The organism is Achromobacter sp. ACM02 (genome assembly GCF_014851605.1).
Classification (GTDB): Bacteria; Pseudomonadota; Gammaproteobacteria; order Burkholderiales; family Burkholderiaceae_B; genus Achromobacter; species Achromobacter aegrifaciens.
On record NZ_JACUZY010000004.1, the window covers coordinates 12,955 to 31,311 of the forward strand.

Here is an 18,357-nt window from a genome sequence, read left to right on the forward strand (position 1 = left end):
CGAGACCGACATGCTAGAAACCGTCATCAAGCGCGATCGCGACCTGGGCACGCCGGCGCGCGAGTCCGCCGTAACCGTCACCCTGACCATAGACGGCCAGGAAATCACGGTGCCCGAAGGCACCTCGCTGATGCGCGCGGCCGCCGAGGCCGGCATCAACATTCCCAAGCTGTGCGCGACCGACAGCCTGGAGCCCTTCGGCTCGTGCCGGCTGTGCCTGGTGCAGATCGAAGGCCGCCGCGGCTATCCGGCGTCGTGCACCACCCCCGCCGAGAACGGCATGGTGGTCTACACCGAAACCCCCAAGCTGCACGACCTGCGCCGCGGCGTGATGGAGCTGTACATCTCCGACCACCCGCTGGACTGCCTGACCTGCCCGGCCAACGGCGACTGCGAACTGCAGGACATGGCCGGCGTGGTGGGCCTGCGCAACGTGCGCTACGGCTACGACGGCGCCAACCACCTGAAGAGCGAAAAGGACGAGTCCAATCCGTACTTCACCTATGACGCCTCCAAGTGCATCGTCTGCAACCGCTGCGTGCGCGCCTGCGAGGAAACCCAGGGCACCTTCGCCCTGACGATCTCCGGCAAGGGCTTCGAATCGCGCGTGTCGCCGGGGCAGGACCAGCCCTTCCTGGATAGCGAATGCGTGTCCTGCGGCGCCTGCGTACAGGCCTGTCCGACCTCCACCCTGCAGGAAAAGACCGTCATCATGATGGGCCAGGCCGAGCACTCGGTCGTGACCACCTGCGCCTATTGCGGCGTGGGCTGCGGCTTCAAGGCCGAAATGAAGGGCCAGGAAGTGGTGCGCATGGTGCCCTGGAAGGACGGCCAGGCCAACCGCGGCCATTCCTGCGTCAAGGGCCGCTTCGCCTGGGGCTATGCCACGCACAAGGAACGCGTGCTCAAGCCCATGATCCGCAAGCACATCACCGACTCCTGGAAGGAAGTGTCCTGGGATGAGGCGATCAACTATGCGGCCTCCGAGTTCCGCCGCATCCAGGGTCAGTACGGCCGCGATGCGGTCGGCGGCATCACCTCTTCGCGCTGCACCAACGAAGAGACCTGGCTGGTGCAGAAGCTGGTACGCGCGGCCTTCGGCACCAACAACGTCGACACCTGCGCGCGGGTCTGCCACTCGCCCACGGGCTACGGCCTGAAGCAGACGCTGGGCGAATCCGCCGGCACCCAGACCTTCGATTCCGTCATGCACACCGACGTGGTCATCGTGATGGGCGCCAACCCCAGCAGCGGCCATCCGGTGTTCGCCTCGCGCTTGAAGCGCCGCCTGCGCCAGGGCGCGCGCCTGATCGTGATCGATCCGCGCCGCATCGAACTGGTCAGTTCGCCGCACATCAAGGCCGACTTCCACCTGCAGGTGCGCCCCGGCACCAACACCGCCCTGCTGTCCTCGTTGGCCCACGTGATCGCCACCGAAAACCTGATCGCCGAGGACTTCGTGGCCGAGCGCTGCGAAGCCAAGGCCTTCAAGGAATGGCGCGACTTCGTCTCGCTGCCAGAGAATTCGCCGGAAGCCATGGAAGAGATCACCGGCGTGCCGGCGCAGGCGGTGCGCGGCGCGGCGCGCCTGTACGCCACCGGCGGCAACGGCTCGATCTACTACGGCCTGGGCGTGACCGAACACAGCCAGGGCTCCACCACCGTCATGGCCATCGCCAACCTGGCCATGGCCACCGGCAACATCGGCCGCGAAGGCGTGGGCGTGAATCCGCTGCGCGGGCAGAACAACGTGCAGGGTTCGTGCGACATGGGCTCGTTCCCGCATGAGCTGCCGGGCTACCGCCACATCTCCGACAACACGGTGCGTGCGCAGTTCGAACAGGACTGGGGCGTGACCCTGCAGCCGGAACCCGGCCTGCGCATCCCCAACATGTTCGAGGCTGCGCTGGGCGGTTCGTTCAAGGGCCTGTATTGCCAGGGCGAAGACATCGTGCAGTCAGACCCCAACACGCAGCACGTGGCGGCGTCCCTCGCTGCCATGGAATGCATCGTGGTGCAGGACCTGTTCCTGAACGAAACGGCCAAGTACGCCCACGTGTTCCTGCCCGGCTCCTCGTTCCTCGAAAAGGACGGCACCTTCACCAACGCCGAGCGCCGCATCTCGCGCGTGCGCAAGGTCATGGAACCCAAGAACGGCAAGTCCGACTGGGAAGTGACGGTGGCGCTGTCCAACGCGCTGGGCTACCCCATGAACTACAAGCATCCCAGCGAGATCATGGACGAGATCGCGCGCCTGACGCCCACTTTCACCGGCGTCAGCTACGAAAAGCTGGACAAGCAGGGCAGCCTGCAATGGCCCTGCAACGAAGAAGCGCCCGATGGCACGCCCATCATGCACATCGACGAGTTCGTGCGCGGCAAGGGCAAGTTCATGATCACCAAGTACGTGCCCACGGACGAGCGCAGCACGCGCCGCTTCCCGCTGCTGCTGACCACGGGCCGCATCCTGTCGCAATACAACGTGGGCGCGCAGACCCGGCGCACCCCCAACGTCATGTGGCATGGCGAGGACGTGCTGGAACTGCATCCGCAGGACGCCGAGGACCGCGGCGTGAAGGACGGCGACTGGGTCGGCATCCAGAGCCGCGCGGGCGAGACCGTGTTGCGGGCCACGCTGACCGACAGGGTGCAGCCGGGCGTGGTATACACCACCTTCCATTTTCCCGAGTCCGGCGCCAACGTCGTCACCACCGACAGCTCCGACTGGGCCACCAACTGCCCCGAATACAAAGTGACGGCCGTGCAGGTCACGCGCGTGTCGCAGCCTTCGGAGTGGCAACGCCAGTGGTCGCGCTTTGCGGACATCCAGCAAAAGCTGCTGCGCGAGCGTTCGCGAGAAAGCGAGGCGGCGCTGACCGGGAAATAACCGCCAGCCCGAAACGCCAGGACGCCGACATGCCCACGCCACCGCCTTCCCGCCCCGATTGCACGCAGGTACAGGTCACCCGCGTGCGGGGCGGCGCCCTGGTCCCCGAGGTCGAAACCGACTCCGTGGCCGAGGAAACCCCGGTGGCGCTGGAGTTCAACGGCATCAGCCACGCCACCATGCTGGCCACGCCGGCCGACCTGGAAGACTTCGCGGTCGGCTTCGCGCTGTCCGAAGGCATCATCGACGGCATCAGCGACGTGCGCGGCATCGACCTGCTGCCGCAATGCGACGGCATCGTGGTCCAGCTGGAAATTTCCACTGCCTGTGAAGTGCGGCTGAAGTCCCGCCGCCGCGCCATGGCCGGGCGCACCGGCTGCGGCCTGTGCGGCGTGGAAACGCTGCCCGAAGTGCTGCGGCCTGTCGCGCCCGTCACCAACGGCTCGCCCGTGCGCATCCAGGCCGTGCTGGCCGCCATGCGCGACATGCGGGCGCGCCAGGCGCTGCACGACATCACGGGCGCCACCCACGCCGCCGGCTGGGCGGGCGCCGATGGCGCCGTCGCGCTGGTGCGCGAGGACGTGGGCCGCCACAACGCGCTGGACAAACTGATAGGTGCACTGGCACGCCAGGCCATGCATGCTGGCGACGGCATCGTGGTGGTGTCCAGCCGCGCCAGCTTCGAAATGGTGCAGAAGACCGCCGCCGCCGGCGTCGCGGTGCTGGCATCCGTCTCCGCACCCACCGCGCTCGCCATCCGCCTGGCCGATGAAGCCAACGTCAGCCTGCTGGGTTTTCTACGCGGCGACGACGCCACACTGTACTCACACCCCCAACGCATCATCTCCTGAACCGGACTTCTCGCAAGCATGGAAATCGGCAACCTGATCCGCATGGCCAACCGCATCGGCCAATTCTTCGAAGCCATGCCCGACCGGCCCGAGGCCCTGGAGGGCGTGGCCAACCATATCCACAAGTTCTGGGAGCCGCGCATGCGCAATGAGCTCCTGAACTTTCTCGAACAAAACCCCGACGGCGACGCCGGCGGGGAACGACTGCACCCGCTGGTGCTGGAAGCGGTCACCCAGAACCGCCAGCGCCTCACACCGCTGGCCCGCGTGGCGTAACGCGTCGGCGGCAGGCAAGACGGCAGGAACAATCACAAGAAAAGGCGGCGGGACCGGCCGGATGCCGGACCACGCGCGCCAACGAGCGGCCCCCAAAGAGGAGACAACATGCAAAGCACTGCCACGCTGGACCTGCCCGGTTCGAAGCCGGGTTTTTTCGATAAGGAACGCACCATCGCCGGACCGGGCTTCTCGCGCTGGCTGGTTCCCCCGGCCGCCCTGGCCATCCACCTGTGCATCGGCATGGCCTACGGTTTCTCGGTGTTCTGGCTGCCGTTGTCCAAGGTCGTGGGCGGCGCCAAGCCGCTGGCCTGCCCCGCGGACATGAGCCTCGCAGCCGAGCTGTTCGCCACCAACTGCGACTGGAAGATCTCGACCATGGGGTGGATGTACACCCTGTTCTTCGTGCTGCTGGGCTGCTCGGCCGCGCTGTGGGGCGGCTGGCTGGAACGCGCGGGCCCGCGCAAGGCGGGCGTGGTGTCGGCCCTGTGCTGGTGTGGCGGCCTGGTCATTTCGGCCATCGGCGTGTACCTGCACCAGATGTGGATGCTGTGGCTGGGCTCGGGCGTCATCGGCGGCATCGGCCTGGGACTGGGCTACATCTCGCCCGTGAGCACGCTGATCAAGTGGTTCCCCGACCGCCGCGGCATGGCCACTGGCATGGCCATCATGGGCTTTGGCGGCGGCGCCATGATAGGCGCGCCGCTGGCCGACCTGCTGATGCGCCACTTCGCCACGCCTGAATCGCCGGGCGTCTGGCAGACCTTCCTGACCATGGCCGCGGTGTACTTCGTCTTCATGATGTCGGGTGCGCTGGGCTACCGCGTGCCGCCGACCGGCTGGAAGCCCGAGGGCTGGACCGCCCCGGCCAAGCATGCCGGCAACGCCATGATCACGAAGGGCCATGTCCATGTGCAGCGCGTCTGGGGCGTGCCGCAGTTCTGGCTGGTGTGGTGGGCGCTGTGCCTGAACGTCACGGCCGGCATCGGCATCCTGGGCATGGCCTCGCCGCTGCTGCAGGAAGTGTTCGGCGGCGGCCTGATCAACCAGCCTGAACTGGGCTACTCGCAACTGGACAAGAGCCAGTTGGCGGCCATCGCCGCCATCGCCGCCGGCTTCACCGGCCTGCTCAGCCTGTTCAACATCGGCGGCCGCTTCTTCTGGGCCAGCCTGTCCGACAAGCTGGGCCGCAAGACCACCTACTTCATCTTCTTCGTGCTGGGCTTCGCGCTGTATTCGGCCATCCCCTGGACCGCGCACATCGGCGCGCTGGCCCTGTTCGTGGCCGCCTTCTGCATCATCCTGTCCATGTACGGCGGCGGCTTCTCCACCGTGCCGGCGTACCTGGCCGACCTGTTCGGCACGCAGATGGTCGGCGCCATCCATGGACGGCTGCTGACGGCGTGGTCGGCGGCGGGCATCTTCGGACCGGTGCTGGTGAACTACATCCGCGAATACCAGCTGTCCATCGGCGTGCCGCGCGCCCAGGTGTACGACATCACCATGTACATCCTGGCCGGGATGCTGGTGCTGGGCTTTCTGTGCAACCTGGCGATCCGGCCCGTGAACCCCAAGTACTTCATGAATGACGAGGAACTGGCGCGCGAGAAGGCGCTGGCCCACGAACGCGCCGTCGCCACGGAAACGCACGGGGTCGGAACATCCGCGTTCCGCACGCCGGCGGCGCTGGTGGTGTTTGCCTGGGCTTGCGTCGGCATCCCCCTGGCCTGGGGCATCTGGATCACGCTGCAGAAGGCGGTGGTGCTGTTCCACTGAGCCCAAGCGGACGCCGCGACGGGGCGCGAAGCTGCTACATTGGCAGCCCGCGCCCCTTCTTTTTTGCTTTATCCATGACCACCCTGCCCCGCGCGCCCCGCCTTGCTGGAGCGACACGTTGACCGTCCCTGAAATCCGCTGGGAAGAAAACCAGACCCCGCACGCCGCCCGCTGGCGCTCCGAATCCGGCGCCGCGCCGCCCAAGCGCGTAGTGGTGGCGGACGACACCATGACCGCCGACATGGCCTACCGCCAGGCCTGCGAAGGTGTCGGCCTGCTGTGGCGCGGCGACTTCCAGAACGCGCGGCAACTGCTGCAGGCCATCACGCGGCGGGTCGACAAGCGGCCCCGCAAGCCCGTGGACAGCCTGCTGGACGCCTTCAACCAGCACCGCCAGATCCAGTCCCAGCGCGCCCGCATCCTGGGCATGCTGCTGATTCCGTTCGACGCCGGCCACGGCATTCCGCTGCGCCGCGCGCCCGACGCCCGGCTCGCCTGCGAAGAGGCCCATGGCCCCGCCGAGGAGCCCTACGTCGCGTCGCTGCGCGAGCTGCTGGGCCTGATCGGCGCCTTCGAATGGCGCAAGAAGGGCGTGGAAATTCCCGCCCTGAATGCCCGCATCCATCCGCACTACGGCGTGTTCTCGCCGCTGCGCGGCGAGTACGTCGACCTGGTGGCGCGCACCCCGATGCCGCGTGGCAGCGTGGCCTTCGACATCGGCACCGGCACAGGCGTGCTGGCCGCCGTGATTGCGCGCCGCGGCGGCAAGCGCGTCATCGCGACCGACACCGATCCGCGCGCCCTGGCCTGCGCCCGCGAAAACCTGGAGCGGCTGGGCCTGTCCAAGCAGGTCGACGTCGAAGAAACGGACCTGTTCCCCGAAGGCCGGGTCTCCCTGATCGTGTGCAACCCGCCGTGGCTGCCCGCCCGCCCCAGCTCGCCCGTCGAGCATGCGGTCTACGATCCTGACAGCCGCATGCTGCGCGGTTTCCTGAATGGGCTGGCGGCGCATCTGACGCCCAATGGCGAGGGCTGGCTGATCCTGTCGGACCTGGCCGAACACCTGGGCCTGCGCAGCCGCGAAGCGCTGCTGGAAATGATCAGCCAGGCCGGCCTGCGCGTGATCGAGCGCATCGACACCCGTCCCACGCACGGCCGCGCGCAGGACGCGAGCGACCCGCTGCATGCCGCCCGTTCGAAGGAAGTCACGTCCTTGTGGCGCCTGGGCGCAGCCTGACGCGGCCCGGCCTGACGCGGCCCGGCCTGGCGCGGCCCGGCCTGGCGCGGCCCGGCCTGGCGCAAGCCCCCGGGGCGCGGCTTCAGGCCCGCCCCGCCGCGACGTTCACGCTGATGGCGATGATGAAGACGTTGAAGAAAAAGGCGATGACGCTGTGCGTCAGGGCTGTGCGGCGCACTCGCCGGTTCACGATCTGCACGTCCGACACCTGGAACGTCATGCCCAGCACCAGCGCGAAATAGGCGAAGTCCCAGTAGTCGGGTTCATCGGTACCCGGGAAATCCAGACCTTTGTGCATGGCGTTGCGGTGGCCGTAATAGCCATGCGCGTAGTGCAGCGCGAAGATCATGTTCATGTAGAGCCATGACAGGATGATGGTGACGGCGGCGGCCAACATGGCAAGCACGTCGCCCGCGCCGCCTTTCCCCCGCAGTTCGACCCACAACGCCATCATCACCATGCAGGACAGCGCCACGCTGCTCCACAGCACGCCGGTGCGCCCCACGTCCTGCTGCTGCGCATGCTGGCGCATGGCCGCCGCGCTGGTGCGGCCGAACACCCGCGCCGTCATCAACAGAAACACAAGCGCCCCCGCATCGAATCCCAGCAGCAGCGACAGCACCCAGGGCACGCCCAGGGCATACAGGCCGCCCGCCGTCACCAGCAGCAAACCAGCGCATCCGACCAGGCGACGATGCGCATGGAAAAACGGCAGGGCGGCGCCAGCGGCGGAGTCATCCTCGGGCTCGAAATCCTTGAGCGGCGGCATGCGGCTGCTCCTTTTGGTGTGAGCAGCCCTAACGCTAACCGATGCCGAGCAAACCGACCAGCGCGCCGCCAAACAGCAGCCACAACGGATGGATGCGGGTGAAGCTGCCCAGCAGCGCCACCACAGCGGTAATGGCGCCCAGCAGCCAGGTATGCACCGAGGCTTCGGTGATGAGCGCCGCGCTGGCCGCGACCAATCCCACCGTCATCGGGAAGATGCCCGCCTGGATGACGCCGCGCCAGGGCCGGTCCTTGAAGCGTTCCCACAGGCCCAGCGCGATCACAGTGATGATGGACGACGGGCCGAACTTGGCGATGGTGGTGACGAGCATGCCCAGGCCGCCCGCCACATGCCAGCCCACCAGCGTGACCACCATCAAATTGGGACCCGGGGCGGCCTGCCCCAGGGCGAACAGCGCGGAAAAGTCCGCCGCCGTCATCCAGCCATGCACGTCCACCACCTGCCGCTGCATCTCGGGCAGGATGGTGTTGCCGCCGCCGAACGCCAGCACGGACAGTTCGGAAAAGATCAGGGCCAGGGCGATCAGTGTGTGGATCATCGACGTTGCCTCCAGACCATCAGGATGCTCAGCGGCGTCAGCACCGCCATGGTGGGCAGCAGCGGAATGCGCAGCACGGCGATGGCAATGAAGCAGGCCGTGGCCACCACGCCGGCCAGCCAGTCGCGGCGCTTCACCACCGGCACCCCGATCTTCACCGCCATGGAAATCAACAGGCCCGCGGCCGCGGCCGCCAGACCGGCAAACAGGTGCTGGATGTGCGGATCGTTCTGGAAGCGGTCGTACACCATGCCCAGCAGCACCACGATGGCGGACGGCGCCAGGATCAGGCCCATCAGCGCCGCGAACGCGCCGCGCGGCCCGCGGAACTTCATGCCCAGCGCCACCGACAGGTTGATGATGTTGCCGCCGGGCAGGAACTGGCACAGGCCCAGCAGATCGGTGAACTCGGCGCCGCTGAGCCAGCGGTGCTTTTCGACGACCATGCGGCGCGCCAGCGGCAAGGCGCCGCCGAAGGCCGTCAGGCCGAGCATCAGGAAGCCATAGAACAATTGCCCGCACGTGGGCGGAGGCCGCAGATCGGCCTCGGAGGTGGAAGGTGCTGCGTTCATCATTTTCATGCCGGCGCCGCCGAAGCGGCGCGGAGTGGAACCAGGGAAGGACAACGAGATTGCAGCCTACTCTTCGCCTTGGATAATGTCTAATATATGACTATCTATATATTCATATCGGTTGAATATGGCATCTGTAGACTTGAGGCTGTTGCGCTACTTCCTGGCCGTGGCCGAGGAATCCCATCTGACCAAGGCCGCGGCGCGGCTGGGCATACGCCAGCCGCCGCTCAGCCAGCAGATCCGCGTGCTGGAGCAGGAACTGGGCGTGACACTGTTCCACCGCCTGCCGCGCGGCATGGAGCTGACCGAAAGCGGCCGCGCGCTGCTGGACGATGCGCGCAATATCGTGGCCCTGGTGGACCAGGCCGTGGAAGGCGTGCGGCGCGTGTCGCAGGGCGAGGCCGGGCGCCTGACCGTGGGCTTCACCGGGTCTGCGGCGTTCCATCCCTTCGTGCCGTCCGTCATCCGCCGCTTCCGCGAAACGGCGCCCAATGTGCGGCTGGTGCTGGAGGAAAGCAGCACCGGCGAACTCATGGAGGCCGTGGGCGCGGGCCGCGTGGACGTGGCATTCATCCGCGGTCCCTATGGCCTGGGCCCGGGCGTGGTGGTGGAAACCGTGCTGGAAGAGCCCATGCTGGCCGCGTTTCCCGCCGACCACCCAACCGTCAAAGGCCGGCCGCGCAAGCGCATCGCGCTGTCGGAACTGGCCGACGAATCGCTGATCCTCTACCGCCGCCACAGCGGGCCAGGCCTGTACGACGCCATCATTGCGGCCTGCGGCGCCGCCGGTTTCAGCCCGCGCGTGGCCCAGGAAGCGCCGCGCATGCTGTCCACCCTGAGCCTGGTGGCCGCCGGCCTGGGCGTGTCGCTGGTGCCGGCGTCGCTGCGCCGCGTGAACATCGAAGGCGTGGTCTACGTCAACCTGGCCCAGCCCGCGGAACTGCGCGCGCCGCTGAACCTGATCTGGCGCGACGAAGCGCTCTCCGGCGCGGCCCGCAAGCTGATCGGCGAGGCGCGGCGGCAGCGCGAGGAATCGCCGGCCTGAGCGCGCAGCGCTACACTGCCCGGCACCCCGCACTCCGCATTGCAGCCATGTTCCCAGATTCACCCATAGGCATCTACGACTCCGGCGTCGGCGGGCTGAGCGTGCTGCGCGCCATCCGCGACGCCCTGCCCCACGAATCCCTGCTGTACGTGGCCGACTCCGCCCACGTGCCCTATGGCGAAAAAACGCAGGACTACGTCGAGCAGCGCGCCTGCACGATTGCCGATTACTTCGTGTCGCGCCAGGCCAAGGCCATGGTGGTGGCCTGCAATACCGCCACCGCGGCCGCCATCGCCCAGCTGCGCCTGCGCCATCCGCAACTGATCATCATCGGCGTGGAGCCGGCCATCAAGCCCGCCGCGCACCTGACCACGAGCGGCGTGGTCGGCGTATTCGCCACCACCGGCACTCTGGCCAGCCCCAAATTCGCCGCGCTGGTCCGGCGCGAGGCGCCCGAAGTCCGCATCCTGTTCAGGCCCTGCCCCGAGTGGGTACGGCTGGTGGAGCACGGCGTGCTCAGCGGCCCCGAGGCCGAAGCCGCGGTGCGCGCTCCCGTGGCTGAGCTACGCGAGGCCGGCGCCGACGTGCTGGTGCTGGGCTGCACCCACTTTCCCTTCCTGCGCGACGCGATCCAGGCGGCCGCTGGCGCCGACGTGCCGCTGCTGGAGACGGGCGCGCCCGTGGCGCGCCGGCTGCGCCACCAGTTGCAGGAACGCGGCCTGTTGCGCGCCGACGGTCCGGGCGGATTGCGCCTGGAGACCAGCGGCTCGGCCGAGGCATTGAGCATTCTCGCCGCACGGCTGCTCGGGCAGGCCCCGGCCGCGCACGTCCTGGAGCCGCGCTGGCGCTGATCCCGCGCCGAGTCCGCCGCCCGGCGGCGCGCGCTGATTGCGCCCGGTTTGATCCTGCGCATGACGCGCCTGTCCGATTCGGCGAATAATTCGGATACAGTGGACTACAACGCCGCCCGCGGCGCGCACAAGGAGACGCTCATGAAACGCATCCTGATCCCCGTGGACGGCTCGCAGCCCGCCGTCCATGCGGTCCAAGCCCTGCTCGACGCCCGCAGCTACGACCCCATCGAACGCGTGGAGCTCCTCACGGTCCAGATCCCCCTGAAAGCCGGCAAGATCGGCCGCGGCCTGTCGCAGGCCGAGATCGACGCCTATCACGAGGAAGAAGGCCGCAACGCGCTGCAGGCCGCCAGCGAACTGCTGACCCAGGCCGGCGTGCCCTTCCAGACCCACATCGAAATAGGCGCCGCCGCCGAAACCATCGTGCGCGTAGCCGGCGAATCCGGCGCAGACGAAATCTACATGGGCTCGCGCGGGTTGGGCTCGGTGTCGTCCTGGTTCCTGGGTTCGGTCGCGACCCGCGTCCTGCATCTGACGGAGTTGCCCGTCACCCTGGTCAAGTAACCGTCAAGGAGCATCCATGCTGAACATCCTGGTCCCTGTCGACGGCTCCGACAACGCCAACCGCGCCGTCCTGTACGCCCGCCAGCTCGCCCAAGGCGCCGGCGCCGCCCGCATCCATCTGCTCAACGTCCAGACGCCCGTGCAAGGCCGCGCGGGGCTGTCACGCCTGATCACGCAGGACATGATCGACGAGTTCTACCTGCGCGAAGGCCAGGAGGCCGCGGACGAGGCGCGCAAACTGCTGGACGTGACCGGCGCCGACTACACCAGCCACGTGGCGTTTGGCCACGCGGCCACGGAAATCGCCGGCTACGCCCAGGACCACGGCTGCGCCCGCATCGTCATGGGCACGCGCGGCAACGGCTCGCTGACGAACATCCTGATCGGCTCGGTCGCCAATCAGGTGCTGCAACTGGCCGAAGCGCCGGTGACGCTGGTCAAGTGAACCCCGGGCGCCGGCCTCAGGCGGCCGGCAGCCACAACGACACCCTCAAGCCGCCCAGCGGCGAACGCTCGGCTTGCGCCTGGCCGCCATAGGTGCTGGCCAGGTCGCGCACGATGTCCAGGCCCAGGCCCGATCCGGGACGCTGCTCGTCCATGCGCACGCCGCGCAGGAAGATGCGCTCGCGTTCCTCGTCGGCGATGCCCGGGCCGTCATCGTCGATCTGGATGAGCAACTGGCCCTGGCCGGCGGCGCTTGCGCTGACCTGCACCTGGCGCTCGGCCCATTTGCAGGCGTTGTCCAGCAGGTTGCCGACCATCTCCTGCAGATCCTGTTCTTCGCCGCGGAATACCAGGCCCTCGGCAAATTCCGGCATTTCCAGCAGCAGTCCGCGCTGCGCATACAAGCGCTGCATGACGCGTAGCAGCCCCTCGATGGGCTTGCGCAGCGGTGTGCGGCTGTCGGCCGCGCCAGACGCGGCGGCGGCGCGGGCGCGCGCCAGGTGATAGTCGATCTGGCGGCGCGCCATGCCGACCTGCTCCTGTACCAGCGCCGCCAGCGGCCCTTCCTCGCGCGCCGCGGCATTGCCCAGAATCGTCAGCGGCGTCTTCACCGCATGCGCCAGATTGCCGGCCTGCGTGCGCGCGCGCTGCACCATGTCGGCATTGACGTCCAGGACGCGATTGAAGTCGTCGACGAGCGGCTGGATTTCGCTGGGAAAGCGGCCTTCGATGCGCACGCTGGCGCCCCCGTGCTGCCCGGCGAGCTGCCGCCTGAGCCTGGCCAGCGGCCGCAGCCCGACCAGGACCTGGACCACGGCCGCCAGCGTCAAGCCTGCCGCCAGCGCGCCCAGCGAAATCAACAGCATGTGATTGAAGCGCTCGATCGGCTCCGCCAGCACCTGGCTGTCGGCCGCCACGATCAGGCGCAACGGCGCTGCCTCGGTCTCGGCCGGTTCCAGCGTGCGCGTCAAGGCGGTCAGCCTGTGCTTTTCCGGCCCCGCGATTTCATACACCCCGTCGGCGCTGTCCGCGGCGGGCAACTCCAGCACCTGATCCCAGAGCGAACGCGAGCGCGCCGCGCCCACGGCCGCCGGACGGCCCTGTTCGTCGAGCCGGTCGATTTGCCAATACAGGCCTGATAGCGGTTGCTCCAGGCGTGGATCGCTCAGGGGCGGCGAGACCACCAGGCGACCGTCCGGAGCCGTGTTCACCGCGGCCGTCAGCTGGTTCAGGTGCAGGGTCAGCTCGGCGCGCAGCTGCTCGGTGATGTGCTGGCGGAACAAGCTGCCCAAGCCCCAGCCGGCCAGCACCACCGTGACCAGGATCCAGGCCAGCGTGCCGGCCAGCAGGCGCCAGCGCAGCGAGCCGGGCGCGCGCGCGCGCTGCGGCATCATGCGGCGCAGGCCAGGCGGTAACCCAGGCCGCGCACGGTTTCGATGGTATCGGGCGGCAGTTTCTTGCGCAGCCGCGCGATGAACACATCGATGGTGTTGGAGTCACGGTCATTGTCCTGGGCGTAGACGTGCTCGGTCAGCTCGCTGCGCGAAATCACTTCGCCCGCGCGTTGCATCAGCACGGCCAGCACCTTGAATTCATGGCTGGTCAGGGACAGCGCCTGGCCGTCCACCGTGACCTTGGCCTGCCGCGTGTCCAGCATCAGCGGACCGCAGCGCCATTGCGCGCTGGCGTGGTTGCTGGAGCGGCGCAAGAGCGCCCGCACCCGCGCCAGCAGCTCTTCCATGTGGAAGGGCTTGGTCAGGTAATCGTCGGCGCCGGCATCGATGCCGGCGACCTTCTCGTGCCAGTTGTCGCGCGCCGTGAGGATCAGCACCGGCATGCCCTGGCCGCCCGCGCGCCACTGCTTGAGCACGGTGAGGCCGTCCATGACCGGCAGGCCCAGGTCCAGCACCACCACGTCGTAGGTCTCGACCGCGCCCATGTACTGGGCCGTTCCGCCGTCCGCGGCGGTGTCGACGGTATAGCCCGCTTGGCGCAAGGCATCGGCCAACTGCGTGGCCAGGGTCGGCTCGTCTTCAACCACGAGTATGCGCATCAGTGCTTGTCCCGGAATTGGATGTCGCGCCCCTTCACGCCCAGCACCTTGCCGTCGCGTGCGTCGATCTTCAGCTTGACCAGCCGGCCGCCGCTTTGCAGCAGCCGGATCTCGTAGATGAACTCGCCGTCGTCCTCTTCGAACTCGACCTTGACCACCTGCCCAGGATAGTCGCGTTCGACGATGTCCAGCACCGAACGCAGGGGCAGCACCTTGCCGGCCTGCAAGGCCTGGCGCGCTTGTTCGTGGTCGCTTTCATCGGCCAGGCCTGCGTTGGGGCCTGCGGCCAGCGCCAGCATCAGCGCGCCGCAGGACAGCCAGATTCGGGTACGGGTTCCTCGGGTCATGGTTTCTTTCGCATTCGGGGTCCGCCATAAGAGGCGATTGTCCGCCCAGTTATAGCGCCGGAAAAATGAACGGCACGTGAACGGCAGCTTCAGAATTGGTTCATCCGCACACCCGAATAATGCGGTCATGGTCGCCATTCCGGCAACCCGCAACAACCTAGGAGCCATTCCATGACCGCAATCCGCAACACCCTGGCCGCCCTGGCGCTTGGCGCCGCAACCCTGACCGGCGCCGCCGCCGTGCACGCCCAGACGACCGCCCCGGCGCCGGCCCAGCCCGCCGCCACGGCCCCCGCCAACGCGACGCTGACCGTGCGCCAGATCTACGACACGCTGACCGCCGCGGGCTATCGCAACATCACCGAGATCGAGCTCGAGCACGGCCGCTACGACGTCAAGGCCGACAACGCGCAAGGCCAGCGCGTGAAGCTGCGGGTCGACGCCCAGAGCGGCGCCGTCCTGCGCAGCCGCATCAAGGACTGAAGCGCCGGCGCCTACGCGCCTACCCCGCTCCGCCCGCATCCGGCGGGCCGAGCGTCCCGACATGGACCCCATCATGAAACCGATAGGAACCGGCGCCGCCATAGGCGGCTTTTTGCTAGTCCTGACCCTGGCCTGGGGCCTGGACGCGTTCATCCTGCAGCCGCCGGCCACCGGCGCCTGGTACTGGGTGGCGCGCCAGCAAGGCCTCTACCTCACCGGCGTCTGGTCCATCGGACTGATGGCATTGATCATGCTGCTGGCGCTGCGGCCCGCGTGGCTGGAACGCCCGCTGGGCGGCATGGACAAGATATACCGGTTGCACAAATGGGCCGGAATCCTCGCAGTATCAGCCGGCGCCGCGCATTGGTTGCTGAAGCTGGCCAGCGGCCCCTTGAAGAGCCTGGCGGACGCGGGCAACCGCCCCGCCCGCGACGTCGTGCTGACGCTGTTCGAAAGCTCGCGCGGCCTGGCCAAGGACCTGGGCGAGTGGTCGATCTACCTGCTGCTGGCGATGCTCGCAATCACCTTGTGGCGGCGCTTTCCCTACCGGGGCTGGCGTCTCCTGCACCGCGCGATGCCTGTGCTGTTCCTGGCGCTGGCGTTCCACACGGCAGCGCTGGCTCCCGCGCGCTACTGGAGCGGTCCGGTCGGCCTGCTGTTGATTCCGCTGCTGGCCGCCGGTTCTTATGCCGCGCTGGTGGCGCTGCTGGGACGCGTGGGCAGCGGCCGCCGCGCGCAAGGCAGGATCGTGTCGCTGGCGCACCAGCCAGGCGATATCCTGGAGGTCAGCTGCGAACTCGACGCCAATTGGCGGGAGCATCAGGCGGGACAGTTCGCCTTCGTCACGTTCGACCGCAAGGAAGGCGCCCATCCCTACACCATCGCCAGCGCCCCCGTGGCGGGCGAACCTCGCGTCACGTTCCAGATCAAGGCGCTGGGCGACTACACCCGCGGTCTGGCGCGCACGCTGCGCATCGGCCAGCCGGTCGCCGTCGAAGGCCCCTATGGGCGCTTTCAACTGGAGCCGGACGCTGCCGCAACATCGCAGGTCTGGGTGGCGGGCGGCATAGGCGTCACCCCTTTCCTCGCATGGCTGGAAGCCCTGCAGGAAGGACAAGCGCCAACGCCGCGCGTGTGGCTGCACTATTGCGTGCGCGATGCCTCGGCAGATCCTTTCGTGCCGCTGCTCAAGGAACGCTGCGCCGCGCTGGACGGCGTGACGCTCGCCATCCATAGCGCGCACGATGGCGATACGCTGACGGCTGGAGTACTGGCGCAGGGCGAGGTGGCCGCCGGCCGCGTCGCCGACGTCTGGTTCTGCGGCCCTGCCGGCCTGGCCGACGCCCTCAGGCGCGGCCTGCGCAAGCTGGGCGCCAAGCCCGTGCGCTGGCATCAGGAGGCGTTCCAGATGCGTTGAGCGCGCCGGGGCTACGGAGGTCCAAGCGTATGATGGACCTCACCGCCCACGGAGCATGCGTCATGCCCACCCCCCGCATTCTGCTGGCCGCCGCGATGGCCGCCGCCACTCTCAACGCCTGCGGCGAAATGGCCACCTTGCCGGTCGAAGCCGGCATGGGCCCGTCGCCCCAACTGCCCGCCCCCAATCCCACCACCATACCCACCGTGAAGACAGCCAAGGCCGTGGGCTGGCCCGCGGGCGCACAGCCCGTCGCAGCCAACGGGCTGTCGGTAACGGCGTACGCCAGCGGCCTGGATCATCCGCGCTGGCTGTACGTGCTGCCCAACGGCGACGTGCTGGTGGCCGAGACCAACGCGCCGCCCAAGCCCGAGTCGGCTTCCGGCGGCTTCAAGGCCTGGGTCGCCGGCCTGGTGATGAAACGCGCCGGCGCCAGGACCCCCAGCGCAAACCGCATCACCCTGCTGCGCGATGCCGACCACGACGGCATCGCCGAAACGCGCAGCGTATTGCTCGACGGCCTGAACTCGCCCTTCGGCATGGCCTTGATCGGCAATCAGTTATACGTCGCCAACGCCGACGCCGTGCTGCGCTTTCCCTACGAAACCGGCCAGGAGCGGATCACCGCCCCCGGCGTGAAGGTCACCGACCTGCCCGCGGGCCTGAACCACCACTGGACCAAGAACCTGCTGGCCAGCCCCGACGGCAGCAAGCTGTACGCCTCTGTCGGCTCCAACAGCAATGTCGGCGAAAACGGCATGGACATCGAAGAGGGCCGCGCCGCCATCTGGGAAATCGACGTGGCCAGCGGCAACAAACGCCTGTACGCGACCGGCCTGCGCAACCCCGTGGGCATGGCCTGGGCGCCCGACGGCAAAACGCTGTGGACGGCCGTCAACGAGCGCGACGAACTGGGCAGCGACCTGGTGCCCGACTACATGACCTCGGTGCGGGATGGCGGTTTTTACGGCTGGCCCTACAGCTACTTCGGCCAGCACGTCGACAGCCGGGTCCAGCCGCCGCGTCCGGACCTGGTGACGCGCGCCATCGTGCCCGACTATGCGCTGGGCCCGCACACCGCCTCGCTGGGGCTGGCCTGGTCGGGCGGGTCGCGCCTGCCCGCGCCCTACACGGACGGCATGTTCGTGGGCCAGCATGGTTCGTGGAACCGCGATCCGCGCAGCGGCTACAAGGTCATCTTCGTGCCGTTTCGCGACGGCAAGCCCGACGGGCCGGCGCGCGACGTGCTGACGGGCTTTCTGAACGAAAGCGGCGAAGCCCAGGGACGGCCGGCAGGGGTGGCGATAGACCGCCAGGGCGGCCTGCTGACGGCCGACGACGTCGGCAATGTGGTGTGGCGGGTCGCTCCCGCTTCTACAATGGCCGCTCCCAAATAATTCAAGACCAGGAGTGAGCATGAGCACGGAAAAAGTGGCAATCGTCACCGCCGGCGGCAGCGGCATGGGCGCGGCGGCGGCGCGCAAACTGGCGGCTGACGGCTGGCGCGTAGCCATCCTGTCCTCCTCCGGCAAGGGCGAGGCGCTGGCGCGGGAACTGGGCGGCCTGGGCGTCACGGGATCCAACCGCTCGCCCGAAGACCTGGCGAGGCTGGTGGACGCCACGCAGCAAAAATGGGGCAGGATCGATGCCGTGGTCAACAGCGCCGGCCACGGCCCCAAGGGCCCGCTGCTGGAGATCAGCGACGAGGACTGGCACCTGGGCATGGAGTTCTACCTGCTAAACGTGGTGCGCATCGCGCGCCTGGTCGCGCCGGTGATGAAGCAGCAGAAGTCCGGCGCCATCGTCAATATCTCGACCTACGCCACCTTCGAACCCGAAGCGCTGTTCCCGACCTCGGGCGTGTTCCGCGCCGGGCTGGCCGCCTTCACCAAGGTGTTCGCCGACGAGTACGCCGAACACAACGTACGGATGAACAACGTGCTGCCGGGCTTCATCGACAGCCTGCCTGAAAAGGAAGACCGCCGCACGCGCATTCCGATGGGCCGCTACGGCACCGCCGAAGAAGTCGCCGACCTGATCGCATTCCTCGCATCCGACGCTTCTTCCTACATCACCGGCCAGAACATCCGCATCGACGGCGGCATCACGCGTTCGGTCTGAAGCTCATGCTTTAGGACTAGTCTCTCGTCCGAATGACGGTATTGAAGCCTGCCCGGGGCTTCAGTACCGTAGGTTTTCGCATTCGACGAGGTGCCGCGC

19 protein-coding genes are annotated in these 18,357 nt (G+C 68.1%); 13 read left to right on the plus strand and 6 right to left on the minus strand.

Annotation, left to right across the window (positions count from 1 at the left end):
- Positions 1-10: 10 nt before the first annotated feature.
- The 5 genes from fdhF to IB258_RS12605 all read left to right on the plus strand — a co-directional run bounded on the left by fdhF (position 11) and on the right by IB258_RS12605 (position 7,027).
- Positions 11-2,887: a formate dehydrogenase subunit alpha gene (gene fdhF / locus IB258_RS12585; protein ID WP_054451581.1), complete on the plus strand. Its 2,877-nt coding sequence runs from the start codon at positions 11-13 to the stop codon at positions 2,885-2,887.
- A 29-nt stretch (positions 2,888-2,916) separates the two neighbouring features.
- Complete coding sequence (gene fdhD, locus IB258_RS12590) at positions 2,917-3,738, plus strand: formate dehydrogenase accessory sulfurtransferase FdhD (RefSeq protein ID WP_175163713.1); 822 nt, start codon at positions 2,917-2,919, stop codon at positions 3,736-3,738.
- An 18-nt stretch (positions 3,739-3,756) separates the two neighbouring features.
- Positions 3,757-4,014, plus strand: a complete 258-nt coding sequence (locus IB258_RS12595; RefSeq protein ID WP_054451583.1) for a formate dehydrogenase subunit delta — start codon at positions 3,757-3,759, stop codon at positions 4,012-4,014.
- Between the two features lie 108 nt (positions 4,015-4,122).
- Positions 4,123-5,790, plus strand: a complete 1,668-nt coding sequence (locus tag IB258_RS12600) for an OFA family MFS transporter (protein WP_054451584.1) — start codon at positions 4,123-4,125, stop codon at positions 5,788-5,790.
- Between the two features lie 118 nt (positions 5,791-5,908).
- The gene (locus tag IB258_RS12605; protein WP_192352649.1) at positions 5,909-7,027 is read left to right on the plus strand and encodes a class I SAM-dependent methyltransferase; all 1,119 of its coding nucleotides are present in this window, start codon (positions 5,909-5,911) and stop codon (positions 7,025-7,027) included.
- Between the two features lie 82 nt (positions 7,028-7,109).
- Here the strand turns inward: IB258_RS12605 and IB258_RS12610 are convergent, their stop codons facing one another.
- Genes IB258_RS12610 through IB258_RS12620 form a run of 3 tightly spaced genes read right to left on the minus strand, consistent with a single transcriptional unit; the run spans position 7,110 to position 8,930 of the window.
- Positions 7,110-7,796 carry a DUF1345 domain-containing protein gene (locus IB258_RS12610; protein ID WP_192352650.1) on the minus strand — a complete coding sequence of 229 codons (687 nt, stop codon included), beginning with the start codon at positions 7,794-7,796 and terminating at the stop codon, positions 7,110-7,112.
- Between the two features lie 34 nt (positions 7,797-7,830).
- The gene (locus IB258_RS12615) at positions 7,831-8,355 is read right to left on the minus strand and encodes a chromate transporter (protein WP_054451587.1); all 525 of its coding nucleotides are present in this window, start codon (positions 8,353-8,355) and stop codon (positions 7,831-7,833) included.
- Positions 8,352-8,930, minus strand: a complete 579-nt coding sequence (locus tag IB258_RS12620) for a chromate transporter (RefSeq protein WP_054452241.1) — start codon at positions 8,928-8,930, stop codon at positions 8,352-8,354. Before IB258_RS12620 ends, IB258_RS12615 begins: the two co-directional genes overlap by 4 nt.
- Before the next feature lie 124 nt (positions 8,931-9,054).
- Between IB258_RS12620 and IB258_RS12625 the strand changes: the two genes are divergently transcribed.
- The 4 genes from IB258_RS12625 (at position 9,055) to IB258_RS12640 (ending at position 11,838) form a co-directional block, all read left to right on the plus strand.
- Complete coding sequence (locus tag IB258_RS12625) at positions 9,055-9,975, plus strand: LysR substrate-binding domain-containing protein (protein ID WP_119449246.1); 921 nt, start codon at positions 9,055-9,057, stop codon at positions 9,973-9,975.
- A 47-nt stretch (positions 9,976-10,022) separates the two neighbouring features.
- Entirely contained in the window at positions 10,023-10,826 is an 804-nt protein-coding gene (gene murI, locus IB258_RS12630; protein WP_192352651.1) for a glutamate racemase, read from the plus strand.
- A gap of 141 nt (positions 10,827-10,967) precedes the next feature.
- Positions 10,968-11,393, plus strand: a complete 426-nt coding sequence (locus IB258_RS12635; RefSeq protein ID WP_054452244.1) for a universal stress protein — start codon at positions 10,968-10,970, stop codon at positions 11,391-11,393.
- Positions 11,394-11,409: 16 nt separating this feature from the next.
- Positions 11,410-11,838, plus strand: coding sequence for a universal stress protein (locus IB258_RS12640; RefSeq protein ID WP_119449244.1), 429 nt, complete (start codon positions 11,410-11,412; stop codon positions 11,836-11,838).
- Positions 11,839-11,854: 16 nt separating this feature from the next.
- Here IB258_RS12640 and IB258_RS12645 read toward each other — a convergent pair whose 3' ends face one another.
- The 3 genes from IB258_RS12645 to IB258_RS12655 are packed head-to-tail and all read right to left on the minus strand — an operon-like array spanning position 11,855 to position 14,189.
- Positions 11,855-13,231 carry a sensor histidine kinase gene (locus IB258_RS12645; protein ID WP_054451591.1) on the minus strand — a complete coding sequence of 459 codons (1,377 nt, stop codon included), beginning with the start codon at positions 13,229-13,231 and terminating at the stop codon, positions 11,855-11,857.
- Positions 13,228-13,890: a response regulator transcription factor gene (locus IB258_RS12650; protein ID WP_054451592.1), complete on the minus strand. Its 663-nt coding sequence runs from the start codon at positions 13,888-13,890 to the stop codon at positions 13,228-13,230. The genes IB258_RS12645 and IB258_RS12650 overlap by 4 nt, the downstream gene beginning before the upstream one ends.
- The gene (locus IB258_RS12655) at positions 13,890-14,189 is read right to left on the minus strand and encodes a PepSY domain-containing protein (protein WP_223283490.1); all 300 of its coding nucleotides are present in this window, start codon (positions 14,187-14,189) and stop codon (positions 13,890-13,892) included. The genes IB258_RS12650 and IB258_RS12655 overlap by 1 nt, the downstream gene beginning before the upstream one ends.
- Positions 14,190-14,408: 219 nt before the next feature.
- On the opposite strand from IB258_RS12655, the gene IB258_RS12660 reads away from it, so the two are divergent.
- The 4 genes from IB258_RS12660 (at position 14,409) to IB258_RS12675 (ending at position 18,258) form a co-directional block, all read left to right on the plus strand.
- The gene (locus tag IB258_RS12660; protein ID WP_119449242.1) at positions 14,409-14,720 is read left to right on the plus strand and encodes a PepSY domain-containing protein; all 312 of its coding nucleotides are present in this window, start codon (positions 14,409-14,411) and stop codon (positions 14,718-14,720) included.
- Between the two features lie 73 nt (positions 14,721-14,793).
- Positions 14,794-16,137, plus strand: coding sequence for a ferric reductase-like transmembrane domain-containing protein (locus tag IB258_RS12665; RefSeq protein WP_225590372.1), 1,344 nt, complete (start codon positions 14,794-14,796; stop codon positions 16,135-16,137).
- A 62-nt stretch (positions 16,138-16,199) separates the two neighbouring features.
- On the plus strand, positions 16,200-17,534 hold the full coding sequence (locus IB258_RS12670) for a sorbosone dehydrogenase family protein (protein ID WP_192352653.1): 1,335 nt from the start codon (positions 16,200-16,202) through the stop codon (positions 17,532-17,534).
- Positions 17,535-17,553: 19 nt separating this feature from the next.
- On the plus strand, positions 17,554-18,258 hold the full coding sequence (locus tag IB258_RS12675) for an SDR family oxidoreductase (protein WP_054451596.1): 705 nt from the start codon (positions 17,554-17,556) through the stop codon (positions 18,256-18,258).
- The last annotated feature ends 99 nt before the right edge of the window (positions 18,259-18,357 follow it).